Source organism: Streptomyces sp. NPDC044984 (assembly GCF_040646935.1).
Classification (GTDB): Bacteria; Actinomycetota; Actinomycetes; order Streptomycetales; family Streptomycetaceae; genus Streptomyces.
Genome location: NZ_JBEZBE010000051.1, coordinates 17,836 through 35,658 on the forward strand (window position 1 = coordinate 17,836; position 17,823 = coordinate 35,658).

Genomic DNA, 17,823 nt, shown 5'->3' on the forward strand with positions numbered 1-17,823 from the left:
TCACTTCTCCTTGACCTGGCTGCCGAGCTCGAAGCTGTGCCTGCCCGGCGCCAGCCTCATCTCCTGCTCGTGGACGTCACCCTCGCGGTCGCGCCAGGTGACCGTCCCTGAAACCTCGCCCTGGACCTCCTCGCCCAGGCCGATGTGGATGTCGGTACTGCGTTTGCCGGAGTGGCCACCACCCCCGTCGACGCGGGCGATGCGCTTGCTCCCGTCGGACAGCTCGACGCGGACTTCGGCGCCGGTCACCGGAGCACCGTCGGGGTGGGTGAGGACGAGTTCCAGCCAGGAGCCCGGCTCCGGGGCGGTGTTGCGGTAGAAGACGGGCTCGTCCCACTGGCGGGCGACGGCGATGTCGAGGCGGCCGTCGCCGTCCACGTCACCGGTTGCGATGCCGCGGGTCGGCACAGGATCCCCCAGGCCCAGAGCCGTGGAGAGATTGATGTAGCGGCCGGTGTCCTGGTCCTTGGCGAAGAACCGCATCCGCTGGCCGCCGGCGAGGTCGTCTCCCTGCCTGACGTTCGGCCACCAGGCGGGGTTGGCGATCAGCGCGTCGTTGGCCGTGGCGAGTTCCTGCAGCTGCGGCCAGCGGTTGTTCTTGCCCTTGACGAAACCGAGCGCCTGGGTGATCTCCAGATCGCCGTTGTTGTCGAAGTCGCCCATCTTCACGTCCCAGCCCCAGCCGGACCAGGCCAGGCCGAGGTCGGTCGACTCGTCCCTGTAGGGCGCCTCGCCGTCCTCGAAGCGGGACCGCAGGTCGTCCTTGTCGTCGGCCTTGCTGATGAAGGCGAAGTTCGACTCCTGGATCCCGAACGACGTGGTGATGTTGCTGACGAACATGTCGTACAGGCCGTCGTGGTCCAGGTCCCCGAAGTCGACGCCCATCCCCTTGAACGAACTGCGCCCGATCTCCTTGGACTTGGGAACGGTGCCGGTGTGGACCGCCTTGACCTCACGGAACTCGATCCGGCCCGGCCGCGAGGTGTTGTGCAGCAGCGCGGAGGTCCCGAAGTCATGGGCGAGGAAGATCTCCGCAAGCCGGTCGCCGTCGAGGTCCGCGGCCGACGCGCCGAGCGACCAGCCCTTGTTGAGGCCCTGCGGGACGGCGTCGTCCGTCTTCTCGAAACCGGACTCGGTCCAGCGGAAGAAGTGACCGCCGCCGCCGTTCTGGGCGTGCGACAGCGAGTCGTTCATGGTCACGTCGCCGTCCTTGGACGGGTCGAGGACAGGGCTGTCGGGGAAGTAGTTCCCGATGTAGATGTCGTCGTGTCCGTCGCCGTCGAAGTCGGCGACGGCAGCGGTGTTGCTGTTCCACAACGGGCCCGTGTACCTCGGGCCGGGCTTGCCGGGCAGCAGTTCCACGGGCGTGAACGAGGAGGCGGTGAGCGGATCGCCGCGGTCACCCTCGTTCTGGAAGATCACAGGGGTGCGGCCCCAGTAGTAGACGAGCAGGTCGACGGCGCCGTCCTCGGTGAAGTCGCCGGGCAGGCACCCCATCGGAGCCATGGTGTCGCTGGTTCCCAGGGGGGCCGGATCGAGGGCGAACGGTTCGTAGGCCTCGCCGCGGGTGGGGGCCGGGGTCACCACGGCCTGGTCGATCCGGGGGTCGGTCAGGCACAGGTCATTGGGCAGGCCGTCACCGTCCATGTCATTGAGGGCGATGCCGGCGCCGACCGAGGAAATCCAGGCGTCGATGTGCTCGTAAGCCTTGTTGACCTTTCTTATCTTCTGCGTGGGAAACCCTCCCGGCAGGGCTATGGTCATCGGCTCGAAGGCGAATCCGGCCGCCGATTCCCTGACGTCGGCAGCAGACGGTTCGGGGATGCGGACGGCATAGAAGACGCTCGCCATGAGGGTGAGTGCGAGGATCCCCGGAGAATTCCTGCGTAGCCAGTTCTTCGCTATGGTCACTGATCGGCACCTTTCCGGAGGATCGATTCGGAAGCGAGTCGGGCAGATATTTCTCTGCGCCAGTTCTCGTAGGCCGGAAGCGCATCCTGGGAGGCGGCGGAGGGCCTGAGGCCGTTGCATATCCGGGACGCCCGCTCGACGGAGACCCCGCATACGACCCGGGCGGCCAGGTGGGTGTACTCGTTCACGGTCCCTGCCCTGGCCCGGGCCTCGGCCGCGAACGCCGCCCCCTGGGCGAGGGCCCAGCGGTGCTCACCCGCCTGCCGCACGAAGAAGGTGAGTTCTTCCTCCGTGGCACCCCCGGCGTAGGCGCAGGCGAGTCCCGCACCGGCCCACAGGTCGGCGTGACGGTGCGCGGAGCAGGAGCGGATCAGACCGGCGACAGTGTCCGGATCCGTGCCGCCGACGAACCACAGCGCCCGCCCTATGCCCTGGTCGATGGCGTTGGCGGTGTAGTGGTTGTGGCCGCCGTTCCAGCGGAAGGGCGCGGGCGAGGAGGGATCGCGCACGTATGCGGAGGTCTTGAAGTACGCCTGGTGGAAGCCGAACCCGTCCAGGGCCAGCCAGCGCAGGAGGGGGTCCGTGGTGCGGATGTCCGGCCAGAGGGGGCGCGGCAGCCGGGCCATCGCCCAGCCGATTCCGACATGGATCATGTAGTCGTGGTGCCGGCCGCGGCCGGACATCAGGCTCGAGAGCCGGCCGCCGTGGCCGGGGAGCGCGTCGTGGACGACGGCGCCCATGGCGGCACCCTCGTAGGCGAAGCCGCGGAAGTCCCGCGGCACCGTCTCGAGCAGCTCCTCGGCCTCGGCCCCCGAACCCGCCTCGACGGCGAAGGCGTATCCCTGAAGAAATGTCTCGCCGACTTTCTCGAGACGCGTCTTGGATTCCAGGTTCTTCACATGGAATCCGCGCACCTTCATGGTCGTCTCGGAAAGCGGAGGTGTGAGTAGTCGACGCCGAAGCGCACCAAATGCAGTGGACACCGCGATAGACCGCCCCTCGTGGCCGAAGAATTCCGCGACGAATGTATCGGTGGTTCCGGAACGGCCGTCCACTCCGAGCGTGCTCAGACGGAGACGGGAAAGACCTGCTCGCGCACTCGGCGCCGCCAGAGTTCGTAGGCCGGCACGGCTCCGCCTTCGGCCGCGGGGACGGCACAGTCGTCGGCGAGTTCGGCGGCCGCACGGACCTCCAGCCCGGTGAGGGCGTGAACGGCGACCCGCGTGTGCTCGGGAACATGCCCGCAGTGGTGGCGCGCCTTGGCGGCGAAGACCGCTCCCTGGGCCAGATGCCCACCGTGCGGGCCGGCGCTCTGGCGCAGTGCGCTCATCAGGGCAGGAGCGCCGCCGGCGAAGGTGGCGGCAAGGCCGACGCCGCTCCACAGATCCGCCTGGCGTTGTTCGGCGAACGCGGCGACGGCACCGGTGACGTGGCCGACGTGGGCCCCGTGGATGAACCACAGGGCGCGCCCGATGCCCTGGTCGACGGCGCGCAGGAAGTAGTCGGCGTCACCCTGCCAGGGATACGGACGGGGGCGTCGTTGCCGGTCGACCCAGCGCGCCGTGTCGAAGTAGGCGCGGTCGAACCCGTAGCCGTCCACGGCCAGCCAGTTCATGGCGGGGTAGTACTCGGCACCGGTGAGCCGGGGCAGGATTCCCCGCCACAGAGGCCGGGGCAGGCGTGCCATGGCGAAGCCGACGCCGATGTAGTTCAGGAAGATGTGGGGTCTGCCTCCGTCACCCTGCAGGAGGTCTTGGGTGCGGCGGCCCCGGCGGCCCATCGCGTCCCTGACCGCGCACGCCATCGTCGCCCCCTCGTAGGCGAAGCCCCGGACGTCCGCGTCGACCATGGCCAGGCGGCGCTCGGTGTCCGCCAGGGAGCGGTCCTCGATGGCCCATTCGAAACCGCAGACGACAGCCTGCGGGACGCCTTCCAGACGTCTGGTCTCCTCGGTGGGACTGACGGAGAAACCTCTCCCGGCGAAGCTCACCTCGGTCAGGGAGGGAGCCATGACCGCTCTGCGGAGCGCTCCCGTGACGGACACCACGATCCACCTCCTCCAGCCGCCCGGTTGGGGCGGAGGGGATCATCGTGGGACGAGGTGTTCGCACGGGGCATCTCCGGTCGTGCGCTGCCGTTCCGGTCATCGCATGTGCCGTATCTCCACTTCCTCGTCACCGACTTCGCGGCCACAGCGTGAGCAGCGCAGTTCGACGTGGACGGATCCGCCGCATCCGTGATGCTCGGCCCTGCGCGGGGGCCCCAGGCGCGCGGGCAGGTTCCGGTCGCCCCACTGCATGAGCGCTATGACCGCCCGGGTGAGGTCATGTCCGGCAGGAGTGAGCACGTACTCGTGACGAAGGGGTCTGCGCTGGTAGGGGACCCGCTCCATGAGCCCGGCGTCGACGAGTCGTGCCAGCCGGCTCGTCAGGACGTTGCGGGCGATGTCCAGGCTGCCCAGGAAGCCGTCGAAGCGGCGGACACCGAGCAGTGCCGAACGGACGATGAGCAGTGTCCAGCGTTCACCGATGACTTCGAGGGCCCGGGCCAGACTGCAGTCCTGCCCCTCGTACGTGTGCTTCAGCATGATCTCACCGTGGGTGCCGCCTCCAACCGCGCAGGAGTTGACGTGCAGGGCTCAGCAGGGCCACCAAAAGAGGGCGGCCGTGTGCGATCAGGCGGCCTCGGACCTCTCGATGGCCGAAAGGTGCCCGGTCCTGCTGTACGCGTACGCCGCGGAGACCAGGGTCATGTGGTGATGCCAGCCCGGGTAGGACCGCCCCTCGAAGTCGAGCAGACCGAAATCGCTCTCCATGCGGCGCACCGCCTCCTGGCTGCGCGCCAGCAGCCGCGTCAGACCGACCACCTCGGCCGCCCGGGCGTGCGTCAGGCTGGTGAGCCACGTCTGCACCGGCCGCCTGCTGCTTTCCGAGGCCACGGTGAACAGCGAGTAGGTACGAGGAGGGAAGGACGGGTGGGTGTCCGGCAGGTACACGCGGACGGACTTGACCTCCAGACGCTGCATGTTCGCGTCAGCGGTGTCGACCATCTCCGCATGGGTGAGACCGGAATCGAATTCGAACAGGCTTCGGGCGGCCAGGGCCAGGCCGCGTTCGCCCGCGTCGGACGGCTTCTGGAGGTGCAGATGCCGGCCCAGGACCACCTTGAAGCCGGCCGGCACGGCGATGACGAAGTCGCGGTTGCGTATCGCCAGACCGCGGACGAGTGCGTGGGCGCCCGGCACGGCGGCGAGATCGGCGACGACCGGGCCGGGGACCGACCGGCTGTTTCCCGCGAGGAAGTCGGTGAGGGCAAGGGCGTGATCCTCGATCGGCTGGGAGCCGATGCCGTCGGGGATGCGTGCGCGCAGCCGTCTTCGGGGGTCGCTGGCCCAGGAGCCGGGCAGCAGCAGGCGCCAGTCCACCGGAACGGCCGCATCGGCGGTGGCGAGAAAGACCCCCACTCCCACCTGGCAGGTGGCGGAGCGGCCCGTGGCCGGAACGAAGCGCCGGTGCACACCGCAGGAGTGCTCTCCTCGCTTGCGTATCACCGCAAGGTCCAGAAGCCAGGCCCGGGGAGTGAGCCTGGATTCGACCCAGCGCGCCATCTCCTGCCGTACCGGCATCCAGTCCCAGGGGCTCGCGTTGACGAACTGGTGCAACGACTGGGAGGCGGTCGGGGAGTCCGACACGGAAGCGGCCAGCCGCCGGACGGTCTTCTTGCCCCGAGTGGCCATCAGGGCCTCGAGGTAGACCCGCGCCCACTTGCGCTGGTCGGTACGCGGCAGGTGCTCGAAGAGCTGGTTTGCGAAGGCCGGTAGCGAGTACCGGGAATCCGTCGAGGCGTTCGTCACCATGGTGCGTCCCCTCCCAGCGATGGCCGGCGTCCTACCCCGGGAAAACAATAGCGAACGTCCTCTTTTTTTCTGATGGCGGTGCAACCACCGTGCCACTTCGCCAAGTTGACGCAAAGATCGGGCAATCGGGGGACCACCCGCGACGAACCTGATGCATCTTGGGCAAGTCCCCCTTGGCTGCCGGCGGACGGAGGTTCAGCATCGTCCTGCTGACGCCATGGAAGGCGAGACGAGCGGCTTGCTCCGGTGCTTTGGCGACCGTGCACCCCATGCGTCCGTCCACGCGCAGGCATTCGGAGGCAGCATGGTGAAACAGGAACGAGCCGTACGCACCCGCGAGGCCGCGGTGCGCACCACGGCCGCAGAGATCGACCGCAAGGGCTACGACGGTACGTCACTCTCAGCGGTCAGCAAGAGCGCCGGCGTGTCCGTGGGAGCACTGACCTTTCACTTTCCCTCCAAGAGCGACTTGGCAAACGCCGTCTGGCAGGCGGGGCAGTCACTGCTGGCGGAGGCAGTGGGCCGCGTGGCTGCCCACCGGACACCACCGTTACTGCGGGTGATAGAGCTCAGTCTGGCCATCGCCGACCTCATGGAGAACGAGACCACCGTGCGTGCCGCCATCCGGCTGTCCAGGGAATCACGTTCCCCGTTCCCCTGGACCGACTGCTGGCTGCCGGAAGTGCGAAGACTGCTCGGTGAGGCACACCGCGGGGGCCAGCTCAGCCACGACACACCGGTCGAGGACCTCACCCTCCTGGTGCAGTACCTGGTCGACGGCACCGAGGCGTATCTCCGGGCCCGGCCCGGCGCGGAAAGGGAGGGCGACAGCGCCGTGACGCAACTCGAGCGCCTGTGGGCCTTGGTCCTGACAGGAGTACAGGACACAGGAGCTCCCGGCACGAATCTGCCGCCGGCCCGCCCCTGACGACCCGCACACCTGCCCCGACCCCGGCTGCGCGCATGCGGCGGATCAGGCCGGCACCGCCCGTGCCTGAGCGACCGGTACCGGGACCGGCTTCCCCGATCCTGCGCACAGGACCGCGCTCCGGTGGGCGGCCGGTCACCCGCCACACTCCTCACCGCCGAACCGCTCGTCGCGGGCGACGAGCGCGAACCTGCGCCCATCGACACCGCGAGCGGCGCAACACGGTTTCCGAAGGCACACCTGCCAGGACGACTCGCCCGCCTCCGGCGCCGACGGCAGCATGTCCGGCCGGATGAGGCCCCGGCGATTCGCCGCAGCGCCGGGGCACCGGACGGCACGCGTGGAGCACCTTGACGAAGCGGGGGCGTCCTGCACCGGTCGAACCGACCACGAGACGGGCCGAGTCCTCGACCGCGACCCGGGGAACACGCGCCCGCCCCCGCGGCACAGGCCGGGGACCGTATCGAAGAGCTCGGCAACGGCCGAGGCCACCACCAGCCCCCCTCTGCGGCCACCGGGCCGGCAGACGGTACGGGGGGCCTCCGCGGCGAGCGCGTGCGCCTCGCCGGCGAGCCGTGAGCGCCTCACGGCCGGGGCCGGGCGCGGGCTCGCCGACGGTGACGCCGCGCCGGGGACCGGGTCCGTGGACGGCTCACGCGGCCAGGGGCCTGTCCGCCGGCTCGACCCGCAGGGAGGCCATCACCTGGGGGGACGTGAGGCCGGGCAGCAGATAACGCCACAACAGGGCGATCCTGCTCTGCAGATCCGCGCGGGCACTGGAGACACTCGAGAACAGCTGGCTGCCGGTGAACGCGCTGACGAGAACGACGGCGAAATCGTGTTCGTCCACTTCCGGGAGCAGCTCGCCCCGCTGCCGCGCCTTCAGCAGGTAGGCCTCCACCAGGGCGACCCACTCCTGGTAGGCGGTGTCGTCACGGACACCGAACTCCCCCTGCTCGACGGCGAGTCGGATGCTCGCCCGGACGAGGGGGTTGGTCTGCAGCTCACGGGCGAGGTGGAAGGTGAGGTCGATCACCCGCTGCAGACCGCCGCCCTCCGGGGGGAAGTCGACGAAGCTCTGCTGACTGCTCATCACCGCCAGGGCCAGGCGTTTCTTCGACTTGAAGTGGAAGTACATGCCTCCCTGGGTCACCCCGGCGCGGTTCATGATCTTACTGATGCTCGCCCCGCTGTAACCGCACTCGTCGAACACCTCAGCAGCGGCACGGAGGATCGACTCCCGAGTCCTGGCAGCCCGTTCCTGCTTCGGTTCGGCCATCGTTCGACCTCAGAATCATCATCTCGACAAAAAAAACGAACACCCTTATTTTACAGAGCGGCCCCTCCGGCCGGTAGAGCCGGAGGGCATACGCACGCACGCCCCAGGGGAGAGGCATGCTTGGTACAGACGACCGTCCCGACACCCTGAGACCTACGCTGACCACGACTGTCGCCAAGGAGTACGTGCACCGAGCCGCGCTCGCGGAAGTGTTCTTGACGGGCTGGAACAAGACCGGCCCCGACTCATTTCTGGTCAGCGCCCAGTGGCCGCGCAGCCACAGCTTCTACACTTCCGAACACGGCGTTCACGACCCGCTGCTGCTGTGCGAAAGCCTGCGCCAGTGCGGCCTGCTTCTGACCCACGCGGCGTTCAAGGTGCCCTTCGGCTACCAACTCAGCTGGTCGAGCCTGCGGTACTCGGTCAATCCCGAGGCGATGCGTATCGGCAACGTTCCCGCCGAAATCGAAATGCACGTGCGGTGCACCGATATACGCTACCGGCGCTCCCTGCCCGTCGCGATGACCATGAGCATCGAGGTGGTGCGCGACGCGGCCCTTCTGGCCGTCGCCACCATCGCGTTCGGCCAACACGCCCCGGCCGTGTACCGCCGTCTCAGAGCCGGACGGTCGGACGCGGCCGGGGCATGCGCGAACGCTCCGAGACCGGCGTCCCCCGTTCCCGCGGACGTGGCCGGACGCATCAGACGGGAGGACGTCGTCCTGTCACCCACGGAAGACCGGTTGCGCTGGCGACTTCGGGTCGACACCAACCATCCGGTGCTCTTCGACCACCCGGTCGACCACGTTCCGGGCATGCTGCTCCTGGAATCGGTACGGCAGGCCGGCCACGCCCTGCACCCGTCCGGCGGAGCCATGATGCCGACGTCCATGGACGTGTCGTTCAACCGCTACGTGGAGCTCGACGAACCCTGCTGGATAGAGGCGGAGGCGATGCCCTCGACCGCAGGATCCCGAAAAACGGCATGTGTCAACGCTCTCCAGAGCGGAACCTTCGCCTTCACCGCGATCACCCAGATGACGGACGTCACCGGCTCCTGTCCCGGCTGAGCACGGCGAGCGGCCGACGGCCCACACCCCAAAGAGCCGGCGGACACGAGTCCGCCCCGGCAGAACGACAAGGGGAACACCACGACGGACCGCTCCGGCCCGGGCCACCTCGCAGGACGCGGACAGGCACCCCTGCCCGGACGCCGAGGAGCGGGACCGGGCCGCCCCGTCCCACCGCCCGTCGAGCCGCCGACCCGGTGGGCGAGGACTTGCCGCGGACACCACCCCGCGACGCGTGACACGGATTCCCTCGGAACCCGAACCGGCCGGCGGTTCTGCCGTGCCACCCGTACGGAGGCCTCCTTCGCAACCCGCGGAAAGACCCGCACCACCCCCGGTGCCGTAGAGGAGCGGAGCGGCCCAAAGGACCCTACGGGGCACGTCCCGTCAGGACGGCCGCCCCCTCCGTCTCCGAATCCGCGGGCCCCGCCTCCGCCTCCGGCTCCCGCCGGAGGGAACCGGAGGCACCGTCCCGCCGCTCGCGGGGACCGGATGCGGCATCGGTGTGGGACACCTTGACGCCTCGCCGCTCACGCCACAGGTGGAAGACCGCGACGGTGAGGATCGCCGTACCGACCAGGTTGGCCACGAAGTGCCACCAGACGCGATACGTCGTCAGAGCCGGACCGGGGGCGATGGCGCCGAACCAGGTGGAAAGACCGATCGCACGGTCGGCGCCCAGCGCCACGGACACCGTCAGCAGGACGTGCTCGAGCCCGTGGATGCCCTGCATCCAGACCCCCATCCGCGCCCACCTGCGGGACTTCAACTCCGTCACCGCCCGGCTGGTGATCAGCATGATGCCGACCAGCCCGGCCAGGAAGACGTAGTTGCCCGTCAAATGCAGGATCTCCATCCCCAGGGCGGGGTTGTCCGGGTCGACACGGCCCATACCGCGGGCCAGACCGTCGCCCCAGGGCGTCATCCAGGCAGGCGCCTCAGGATGCGCTATCCAGTAGGCCGCTTGGGCGACATGCTCCTGGAAGTGCCCGATCTGGCCGATCACACCGAGACCGATCACCGCCACCGAACCCCGGTACAACCAGGGCCGCACCGGACCTCTGTTCGCCCAGGCGAGCAGGCACACGGCCAGCCACATCGCGACGGTCCACAGAACGAGGAACACGGCACCCGCGACGTCGACGGCACTCGCGACGGCACTCATGCCCTCCGCGGTTCCCGCCGGATGCGGTGCGTGTGAGGAATGGTCCATGTCTGATCCTTCGAAAGTCGGGCGGCCGCGTCACCGGCAGGGCCGGAGGCGTCCGCGGACGTGGATCCGGGACAGGACGTCACTGGTCCCAGAAGGCGATCGGGTACCACGGCAGGATCTCCCCGCGAACCAAGGACCGGACATCCCAGTACAAAACGGTGAAGGCACCCGCCATGACGAGCGCGGCACCGGCGAAGAAGGCCGCCCAGCCGGGCTTCCTCGCCGACCAAGCACGCAGGCCAGGCGGCAGCCGACGGCCGAGGACAGCAGCAGGAAGAGCACCGCCCCCACGACGATGCTGCCGACGGACCGCAGCACGAAAGCCAGCGCGCCGTACAACAAGTCGCCGCTCCCCGCGGCACCCCGGAACAACCGCCGGAACAGCGGATACGGCCGGCCTACGAGGAAGCCTTCGATCAGCACGCCGAGGAAGAGCATCTGCGCATGGGCGAAACACACCCAAACGCGGACCAGGGCACCCGGCAGGCACCCCCGGGCAGCCAGCCCCACCCAGAGCATCGCCAGGCCGATGAGACCGATGAGGCCGAAGACCACCATCGACCGCACCGACCACCCCGACAGCGCCCCGAGGACGTTCCCGGCCCGGGACAACCACGGCATGCACATCCCCACCAGGCCGACGACCACGCCATACAGCTACAGCGCGGACACCGTGACCATCCCCAGGAACAGCCACCCCAGGGAGACCAGCGAGCGGCACACGCGTCCCCTCCGCCCCCATCAGGGACCTGACCGCACCGAACACTGCGACGTCGCAGGCCGTGAAGACGCCGGCCAGGACGAAACCCCGGCGCCGCGCAGCGGCAGACAACAGCTCGAAAGGCTCCCATGCACGCCACCAGGCACCGATCACCGCATTCTTGTCCGCTCCCGCCACAGCCAGGCCCCTCTCGCCGCTCGCATCCGGAGACAACGCATCGCACAGGGACAGGTCCGACTTGCATAAGACGCCCCGACGTCCACGAACTGTAGGAACGGCGGCGGCACGGTGGCTTCTTCGAGACTGCGGACGTCGACACGCCGAACGTCCGGCACCATGCGACTCACCGACTCCGACACAAGCCGCCGATCATGCGGCCGTCGGCTTGCCCGCTCGCCGGTCCCGTCCTGACGAGGAGACAGCCAAGGCCGTGAGCCGACGTCGCCACATTGACCGACCGGCCTGGGACGACCTCCTGATGGGCCGTGCCGGAAAAGGACCGTCCGTGGACAGCACGTTCGCCGCGGCCCGGCTCCCCGACGGCAAGAACGCGGTCAAAGCCGTGATCACAGACCCCGACACGACAACTGTCACCGAACGCACCCGCAACCTCCTGCACACCACCGCCGAGGTCGTCCGCGCGCCACATCCGCTCAACGACGAGACCGTGACCGCAGCCCACGCAGCGGGCGCCACCGACGACGACATCCACGACACGATCCTGACCACCGCAGCACTCTGCATGTTCAACCGCCATGCCAGCGCCCTGGACACCGAACCGCCCGCCGACCCGGCCTACTACACCAAGACCGCACAGCGGATACTCACCGACGGCTATGAGGTCCACTCCACAGAACGTCGCAAAGCGCTCGGACCGATCGCCGCCACCGCCGCCTCCTTCACGGCGCTGCCCGCCTTCGACGAGACCGGCGGCGCCGCGGGCGCCACAGGACGGGGCAAGGCCACGGCCAGGGGCGACTACACCTTCACGCTGGACAAGAACGCCAAACGGACCTCGGTGCGGTTCAAGAACCGCTTCCGGCAGATGACGAACATCGACATGCCGGCACCCCGCCAAGCCCTCCTGGTGACCGGCGCCGACGCGCACTCCCGCTACTACCCCCAGGACACCCAGGCGATGCCCCCCGACACCGCCGACCTCATGGTCGTCCGAGACGGCAGACAAACCGCCCAACGGCAACAGCCCGCCGTCGCGGTACGGTGAACCAGGACGGGACAACTGCCGGCGCACCGCACGCCAGTAAGCCACGTCAGGGATTGACGCACCACACCTCCTCCGTTCCTGAGCGGCCAGTACCAACTGCTCAAGGGCCGACCGGCAGAACGTGACCAACCCACTCACAGTGAAGGCATGGACAACGGCCAACTGCCGGCCCCATCCACAACTTCGACTCCACCGCCACTTGCGGAGCCGCGCCGGTCACCCACGGCGCTGGTGAGTATCCGTTCCGCCAACGCCCAGATCCCAGCGGGATGTCTTCCACCTCAGCCGCGCGCTCTCCGGACGGTACCCGCTACGCCCGGCCACATCGCGCGCGGCGGCAAGGCCGTGGAGGGCGGATACGGCTCTATGGTGTCCGCGGCCAGAGTTCCCTCACGTCCAACGCATGCCGATGGCGGACAACTGCTCCACCCGTTCCGGGGACAGCGACGCAGCCCGGCTGCGCTGGTTGCTGATCCACGCTCCGAGCCGGAGCTCCTGCCCCTCGCCTCCGCCACCGCTCCCGTCACCACCGACGACGATCCGCTCGACGTGCTTCCTCGGCACCCGAAGGTGCCCCTCACGCTGGTAGAACTGGCGGGCCACCGCCAGGTTCAGCGCCCACTTGTCGGCCTGGCTGGTGCGCGGCTTGGGCTTCTCATCGTCGGCCGCGGGCTCAATCCCGAGGATGTGTTCGCACATCCACTGCTGCACAGTCGTCAGCTTGTACCAGCCGAGTTGCTGCGCCCGCACCCACCGTCCGAGGTCCTCACCTTGGTGCACGACGCTGCCCGGCTCCACCGGCAGCTCGCCACCAGCCTCAAGGTGCATCCGAGTGAGGTGAAAACAGCGTTGCCACTCGACCGGCCAGGCCGGGCACCAGGCGGGGTCGACGCCTTCGAGCTGCTCGCGGCGTTCCTCCAGGAGCGCGCCGGTCGAGGACCCCACGGACAGGCCTTCGGCACGGCGCTGTTCGATTTCGGCGGCCCGGCGGGCCGCAGCCCTGGCGTTCTTCAGCCAGATGCCCACCCGGTAGCCCTGGTAAGTGGCATCGGTCGGTGCCAGGAGGTGCCCGTTCTCCGCGGCCCACCCGCGTGCCGCGGCAAGTCCTTCTTCCCAGGCGACGTCGTAGTGCGACCAGATCATGCCGAGCTTTTCCAACTGCTCGGCCCGGTCGGCATTCATCTCCCCGCGGGCGTAGAACCGGCGAGCGTCGGCGATCCATTGCCCCAGCGGGAACCCGACGAGCGGGGCCGGCCACCCCTCAGCTTCAGTCTCCTGGCCGTCGCGGCCAGGCACGCGGTACGTGAACGGCACGCGCAGGTCGCCGTGCAGCCGGTGGTAGACGACGGCAGCCTCCATGCCGCGCCGCCAGTGGGCGTGCTCGGGATTGATCACCCGCAGGTTGATGAACGCCGCCAGCCGCGCCGGATCGCGCGGAGCGGAGAACTTCAGCAGTTCCCGGGCGGGCACCGACAGACCACAGTCGCTTCGGTAGCTGTCGGTTCCCTCGTCCTCCGCGTTGCTCGAGCGGGTCCGGACGCCCCTCACGCTGCTGCGGGCCTGCTGCTCGGCGAGCCGCTCGACGACGCGGGCGTCGTGCGCCCTGAGCGCCTCCAGCAGCTTTGCGAGCCCGCCGTACGCCCGGGAGGTGAGCATGCTGTCCGGCGTCTCTCCGGGGCCGAGCAGGACCGGCACCACCAAGCTGGCCACCTTCCCCTCACCAGGCTGGATACGCAGGGCGCGACCGACGGCCTGCACAAGGTCGGGCATAGAACCGCGCACGTCCGCGAAGTAGACGGAGTCACAGTGGGATGTATCGATGCCTTCGCCGAGCACGCGAACGGACCCAAGGAACGTCCTCTCCACAACCGTGCCGTCAGCAGCGATTCCCCTGGAAAACTCGCCCAGGACGCGGCGCCGGTGGCCTGGCTCGTGCTCGCCGCACAACCAGTCGGCCCACACCGTGCGCGGATACAGCTCCGGCTCGGCGGCACGCAGCCGACCGGCAACGTGGGGGAGACCGGCCGCAAACGCCTCGGCCTCCTTGACGAGGTGGTGGAAGACCAGCGTCCTACGGAAGCCCTCCTCCGCCGAGGCCTTCACCAGCGCCGTCTGCAGGGCCGCGAGCCGGGTCCCGCGGACCTTGTCCGAGCGGCCCTCCACACCCAGCAACTGCGCGGCCTGGAGCTGGGTGTCGGTGATGTCCAGGCACACCACCTGGTACGGCGCGCAGATCCCCCGGTCGATCGCCTCCGACAGCGTCAGCGTGTAGCAGCGCGACCCGAACGGCCCGTCGGGATTGTCCTCCATCGAGGCAACCAGCTCACCCTGCACGCCTGACACAACCCCGGCCTCCTCGTCGAGCCGCCACAGCCGGGGCGTGGCGGTCATGTACAGGCGCCGCATGGCGGGGATGCGGGTGTTGTCGTGGACGACCGCCCACGGCTTGCCCAGCCGCCCCGACGTCCGGTGCGCCTCGTCCACGACGATCAGCGACCAGCTCGGAAGGCCGGCGGCGTGTGCGCGCTCCAGCGTGCCGACCCCAAGGGAGGCGTACGTGGCAAAGACAGTGACCTTGTCGAACAGCCGCACCCAGTCGACCAGCTCGCCCACGTCCGTGGTGTTAGGGAAGGGCGCCTCCTCACCCCGCAGGGACGAAACCCCGATCATCGGGCCCGTGCGTCCTCCCGCGCGCCACGCAGCCTCGGTCTGGGCGAGCAGATCCAGGGAGGGGACGAGGACCAGCACGCGACCCGCACGAAGTTCCTCAGCGCTCCGTGCGGCGACCAGGGTCTTGCCCGATCCGGTCGCCATGACCACCTGAGTACGCAGCCCCCGCTCCGGCACAGTAGATCTTGCAGAAAATTCAAGCGCCCGGAGTACCGCGTCCACGGCTTCCCGCTGATGAGGACGGAGTTCCCTCACCGTCATTTCAGTCCACCCTCTCCCGCAAGCCGGACGACAACACACCCGCACCACGACACAACCAACTCACCATCCCAGAAGGGACCCCGACTCACAGCGCCTACACCGCGGCGCCGGACCCAAGCCCCGATTCTGGACACAGATAACCGCCCTCAAGCGATCCACAGAACTCACAACGACGGAGCCACCCAATTCCAGAACTTATCGCAAGTACAGAATGAAGCAGATGTGCAGAGAATCAGCGCAGACACCAGGGGTACTCCCCGTCCATCACTGTCCACCCTGCGGGAGAGAGCCATGACACAGACCATTGGGAACGGCGAGGGCAACCGGTTCTGCAAGGCGTGTGGCACGCCGGCCGAGGACGGCAAACTGTGCAACCACTGCGGCGCCGTCCTGGACCTCCCCGACAGTGCGGGGCTGGTCGAGGACCAAGGCGCGGCAGTACGACGCGACTTCGAAGGACGCACCCGGCAGCAAAAGTGAACGGCGACCGGAGGAACCCGAACAACCCACTCCGTTGAACAGCATGCACCGGGGTACACGGGCCAACATGGCATCCACAACTGATCACGTCATGTCCCTGCGGGCCGTGCGGCAGCTGCGCCGGGTCCGCACCTTCTACGCAGGAGGCGTCCTGCTGTGGGTGCTGCTGACCACCTTGACCGCCTGGCAACTGCCCGGCAGCCGGCAGATGTGGGTGTCCGCCCTCCTCCTAGCCGTCTTCAGCGGCCTCCTGCTCACAGCCTCCCTATGGCTACAACGCCTCCAGACTGCAGGCTCGCGACGTCCCGCGCACCACGCCACATCACGCAAGACGGCTGCACCACGCCACGCGCATGCCTGACGCACTGCCGGTAAGGCAGCACCGCCCGCCCGAGTCCCATCGTGTTTCTGCGCCTCGGCATCTGGCTGCAAGCCAGCCGTCGCCGACAGCCAGTCCCTCTCCGGACCACCTCTGTGTATTTCTGAAGCCGGTGAGGCCGTCCGTTTTCGGCCCTCTCCCAGGAGCCGGGAGGCAAGGGGCGCGCAGGGGGTAGGCGAGTAGGTATGGATGGCACACGACTTCGACAGGACGATCAGAGCTCACAGGAAACCCGTGCCCGAGGAACGATGCGGATGTGGCGGTGGGCCAGGTGGGCAGCGCTTGTTCTCACGGTCAGCTGGGCGGTGAACTGGGCCGTCAATCTCATCCAGGGCGAGCAGGGCCGGGACCTGTGGTGGCCTCTGGTCAGTACCGTCATCTGGGCAGCATTGACCGTGTACGGCTTCAGGACCTACCGCCGGATCAGGACAACGACCCTGCCGGGCATCACCGGCCGCTCGTCTGCCTGACCACCTCGGCCAGCCCACTCCCTTGTGCTGCTTGCGGGTAGATGAGCACCGAGCAGTGACGCTGCCACGCGGATGACGAGGGAGATGGCGATGGAAGCGGCCAAGTGGTCGGTGGACCGTGAACGCTTGACCCAGTGGATCCCTAAGGGCGAGCGGATGACAGCCGGCTGTGCGGTGACATACGGACGCACGCTGTGGGGCCTGATCTCGCGACGCGCTTCACTTCTGTTGACCGACCGTCGGGTACGAGTGCTGCGTCACCGAGGCAATGACCTTCGGTACGCCATACGCGGCATCTGGTTCGAGATGATGCGCGGCGAAGCCGAGGTGGTCTGCAGGAACCCGCAGGTACGGGTGGAGTTCGACAAAGGACAGGAAATCGAACTGCGCCGGCACGACGGTGGGGTGGAGCGCCTGCTGATCAGCCAGTGGGACGCGGTGCATGCCGAAGCCCTGTACGAGGCGTTCCCTCCAGGGAGCAACAGCCCACGGTGACGTGACAGCGTCCTCACAGTCAGCCCGGCCCTTGGGTGCGCAGCGCCCTCGGTGGCTGAAGCGCAGCGGAAGTCCTCGCGGGGCCGCAGGCCCCGCAGTCCCGGGAGCACAGCACGGTGTTCAAGGGTTGGCGTAGGGCTTCTCGCCCAGGAGACTGAGTTTTCGAGGCGGCAGTCGGCGAGAGGGCGGGGGAGGTATCGGACGGTTTCGGGGAGCAACTGGGAACGACTGTCTTTCTGTCCGCGTGGGCCGGTCTGGTAGGGGGCTGACTCACCGCATTCGCGGACCTCGTCATCACCGGCGAATACCTTTCCTGGGGTCTCATCTGGGCGGTAAGCCTGGCAGCGACGGCGGTCTCCTCCGTTCTCATCTGGCGCAAGCTGGAAAGCAGTCAGCGGCTCAGACTCGGGGCCGACTACGGGGCCGAGCCAAGCGATCTGGACTAGCTGGCTCCAATTCCCCCTGCGCAGCACCCAGCTCTTGCTCCCGCTCGGCCCATAGGTTCGCACACCCCACCCTTCTTGCTGCTGCTCGGGCCGAAGGCCCGTTGATAGCACCGCGCAGCGGGGCTGACCTTATGGGCGCGCTGCGCCTCTCAGTGGCTGGAGCGCAGCGAAAGCTCCCGTGAGTCCCGGGAGCGCAGCGGACGGGACATCACCCGCCTTGCGCAGCAAGGCGGGTGAGCGGGATGCGCAGCATCCCGCCAGCGCTCCCGCGGAGCGGGAGCGCAACCCCCGCGCGCAGCGCGGGGGTTCGTTTGCCATCGCGCAGCGATGGGGGGCCCGTCGCCCGCGGTGGCTCCCGGGCCATTTCCGACGCCCTCGCCGCGTACCTCGAGGACCTCGGCGGCAGCGTCCACACCGAC

Annotated in this window: 16 protein-coding genes; 7 read left to right on the forward strand and 9 right to left on the reverse strand. The window is 68.6% G+C overall.

Features of this window, described 5'->3' with window-relative positions; all coding sequences use genetic code 11:
- From AB0A94_RS35195 to AB0A94_RS35215, 5 genes are all read right to left on the reverse strand, one after another.
- Positions 1-1,851, reverse strand: coding sequence for a CRTAC1 family protein (locus AB0A94_RS35195; protein WP_361750643.1), 1,851 nt, complete (start codon positions 1,849-1,851; stop codon positions 1-3).
- Between the two features lie 56 nt (positions 1,852-1,907).
- Positions 1,908-2,894: a DUF1702 family protein gene (locus AB0A94_RS35200; protein ID WP_361750611.1), complete on the reverse strand. Its 987-nt coding sequence runs from the start codon at positions 2,892-2,894 to the stop codon at positions 1,908-1,910.
- An 83-nt stretch (positions 2,895-2,977) separates the two neighbouring features.
- Positions 2,978-3,958 (reverse strand): DUF1702 family protein, encoded by a 981-nt coding sequence (locus tag AB0A94_RS35205; RefSeq protein ID WP_361750613.1) that lies wholly within the window; start codon positions 3,956-3,958, stop codon positions 2,978-2,980.
- Between the two features lie 96 nt (positions 3,959-4,054).
- Entirely contained in the window at positions 4,055-4,498 is a 444-nt protein-coding gene (locus AB0A94_RS35210) for a helix-turn-helix domain-containing protein (RefSeq protein ID WP_361750615.1), read from the reverse strand.
- 87 nt (positions 4,499-4,585) lie between these two features.
- On the reverse strand, positions 4,586-5,767 hold the full coding sequence (locus AB0A94_RS35215; protein ID WP_361750617.1) for a transposase: 1,182 nt from the start codon (positions 5,765-5,767) through the stop codon (positions 4,586-4,588).
- 304 nt (positions 5,768-6,071) lie between these two features.
- On the opposite strand from AB0A94_RS35215, the gene AB0A94_RS35220 reads away from it, so the two are divergent.
- Positions 6,072-6,695: a TetR/AcrR family transcriptional regulator gene (locus AB0A94_RS35220; protein ID WP_361750619.1), complete on the forward strand. Its 624-nt coding sequence runs from the start codon at positions 6,072-6,074 to the stop codon at positions 6,693-6,695.
- A gap of 652 nt (positions 6,696-7,347) precedes the next feature.
- Here the strand turns inward: AB0A94_RS35220 and AB0A94_RS35225 are convergent.
- Positions 7,348-7,974 (reverse strand): ScbR family autoregulator-binding transcription factor, encoded by a 627-nt coding sequence (locus AB0A94_RS35225; protein ID WP_361750621.1) that lies wholly within the window; start codon positions 7,972-7,974, stop codon positions 7,348-7,350.
- A gap of 116 nt (positions 7,975-8,090) precedes the next feature.
- Between AB0A94_RS35225 and AB0A94_RS35230 the strand changes: the two genes are divergently transcribed.
- The gene (locus tag AB0A94_RS35230) at positions 8,091-9,044 is read left to right on the forward strand and encodes a ScbA/BarX family gamma-butyrolactone biosynthesis protein (RefSeq protein WP_361750623.1); all 954 of its coding nucleotides are present in this window, start codon (positions 8,091-8,093) and stop codon (positions 9,042-9,044) included.
- A 370-nt stretch (positions 9,045-9,414) separates the two neighbouring features.
- Here AB0A94_RS35230 and AB0A94_RS35235 read toward each other — a convergent pair whose 3' ends face one another.
- Positions 9,415-10,209, reverse strand: coding sequence for a DUF6008 family protein (locus AB0A94_RS35235; RefSeq protein WP_361750625.1), 795 nt, complete (start codon positions 10,207-10,209; stop codon positions 9,415-9,417).
- Positions 10,210-10,287: 78 nt separating this feature from the next.
- Positions 10,288-10,905, reverse strand: coding sequence for a hypothetical protein (locus tag AB0A94_RS35240; protein ID WP_361750627.1), 618 nt, complete (start codon positions 10,903-10,905; stop codon positions 10,288-10,290).
- Positions 10,906-11,483: 578 nt separating this feature from the next.
- On the opposite strand from AB0A94_RS35240, the gene AB0A94_RS35245 reads away from it, so the two are divergent.
- Entirely contained in the window at positions 11,484-12,203 is a 720-nt protein-coding gene (locus AB0A94_RS35245; RefSeq protein WP_361750629.1) for a hypothetical protein, read from the forward strand.
- Positions 12,204-12,593: 390 nt separating this feature from the next.
- On the opposite strand, the gene AB0A94_RS35250 is transcribed toward AB0A94_RS35245, so the two are convergent.
- The gene (locus tag AB0A94_RS35250) at positions 12,594-15,134 is read right to left on the reverse strand and encodes a Helicase associated domain protein (RefSeq protein ID WP_361750631.1); all 2,541 of its coding nucleotides are present in this window, start codon (positions 15,132-15,134) and stop codon (positions 12,594-12,596) included.
- A gap of 291 nt (positions 15,135-15,425) precedes the next feature.
- Between AB0A94_RS35250 and AB0A94_RS35255 the strand changes: the two genes are divergently transcribed.
- The 4 genes from AB0A94_RS35255 (at position 15,426) to AB0A94_RS35270 (ending at position 16,958) form a co-directional block, all read left to right on the forward strand.
- Positions 15,426-15,614, forward strand: a complete 189-nt coding sequence (locus tag AB0A94_RS35255) for a hypothetical protein (protein WP_361750633.1) — start codon at positions 15,426-15,428, stop codon at positions 15,612-15,614.
- Positions 15,615-15,681: 67 nt separating this feature from the next.
- Positions 15,682-15,975, forward strand: coding sequence for a hypothetical protein (locus AB0A94_RS35260; RefSeq protein ID WP_361750635.1), 294 nt, complete (start codon positions 15,682-15,684; stop codon positions 15,973-15,975).
- Between the two features lie 323 nt (positions 15,976-16,298).
- Positions 16,299-16,463 (forward strand): hypothetical protein, encoded by a 165-nt coding sequence (locus tag AB0A94_RS35265; RefSeq protein WP_361750637.1) that lies wholly within the window; start codon positions 16,299-16,301, stop codon positions 16,461-16,463.
- A gap of 90 nt (positions 16,464-16,553) precedes the next feature.
- Positions 16,554-16,958: a hypothetical protein gene (locus tag AB0A94_RS35270; protein WP_361750639.1), complete on the forward strand. Its 405-nt coding sequence runs from the start codon at positions 16,554-16,556 to the stop codon at positions 16,956-16,958.
- The last annotated feature ends 865 nt before the right edge of the window (positions 16,959-17,823 follow it).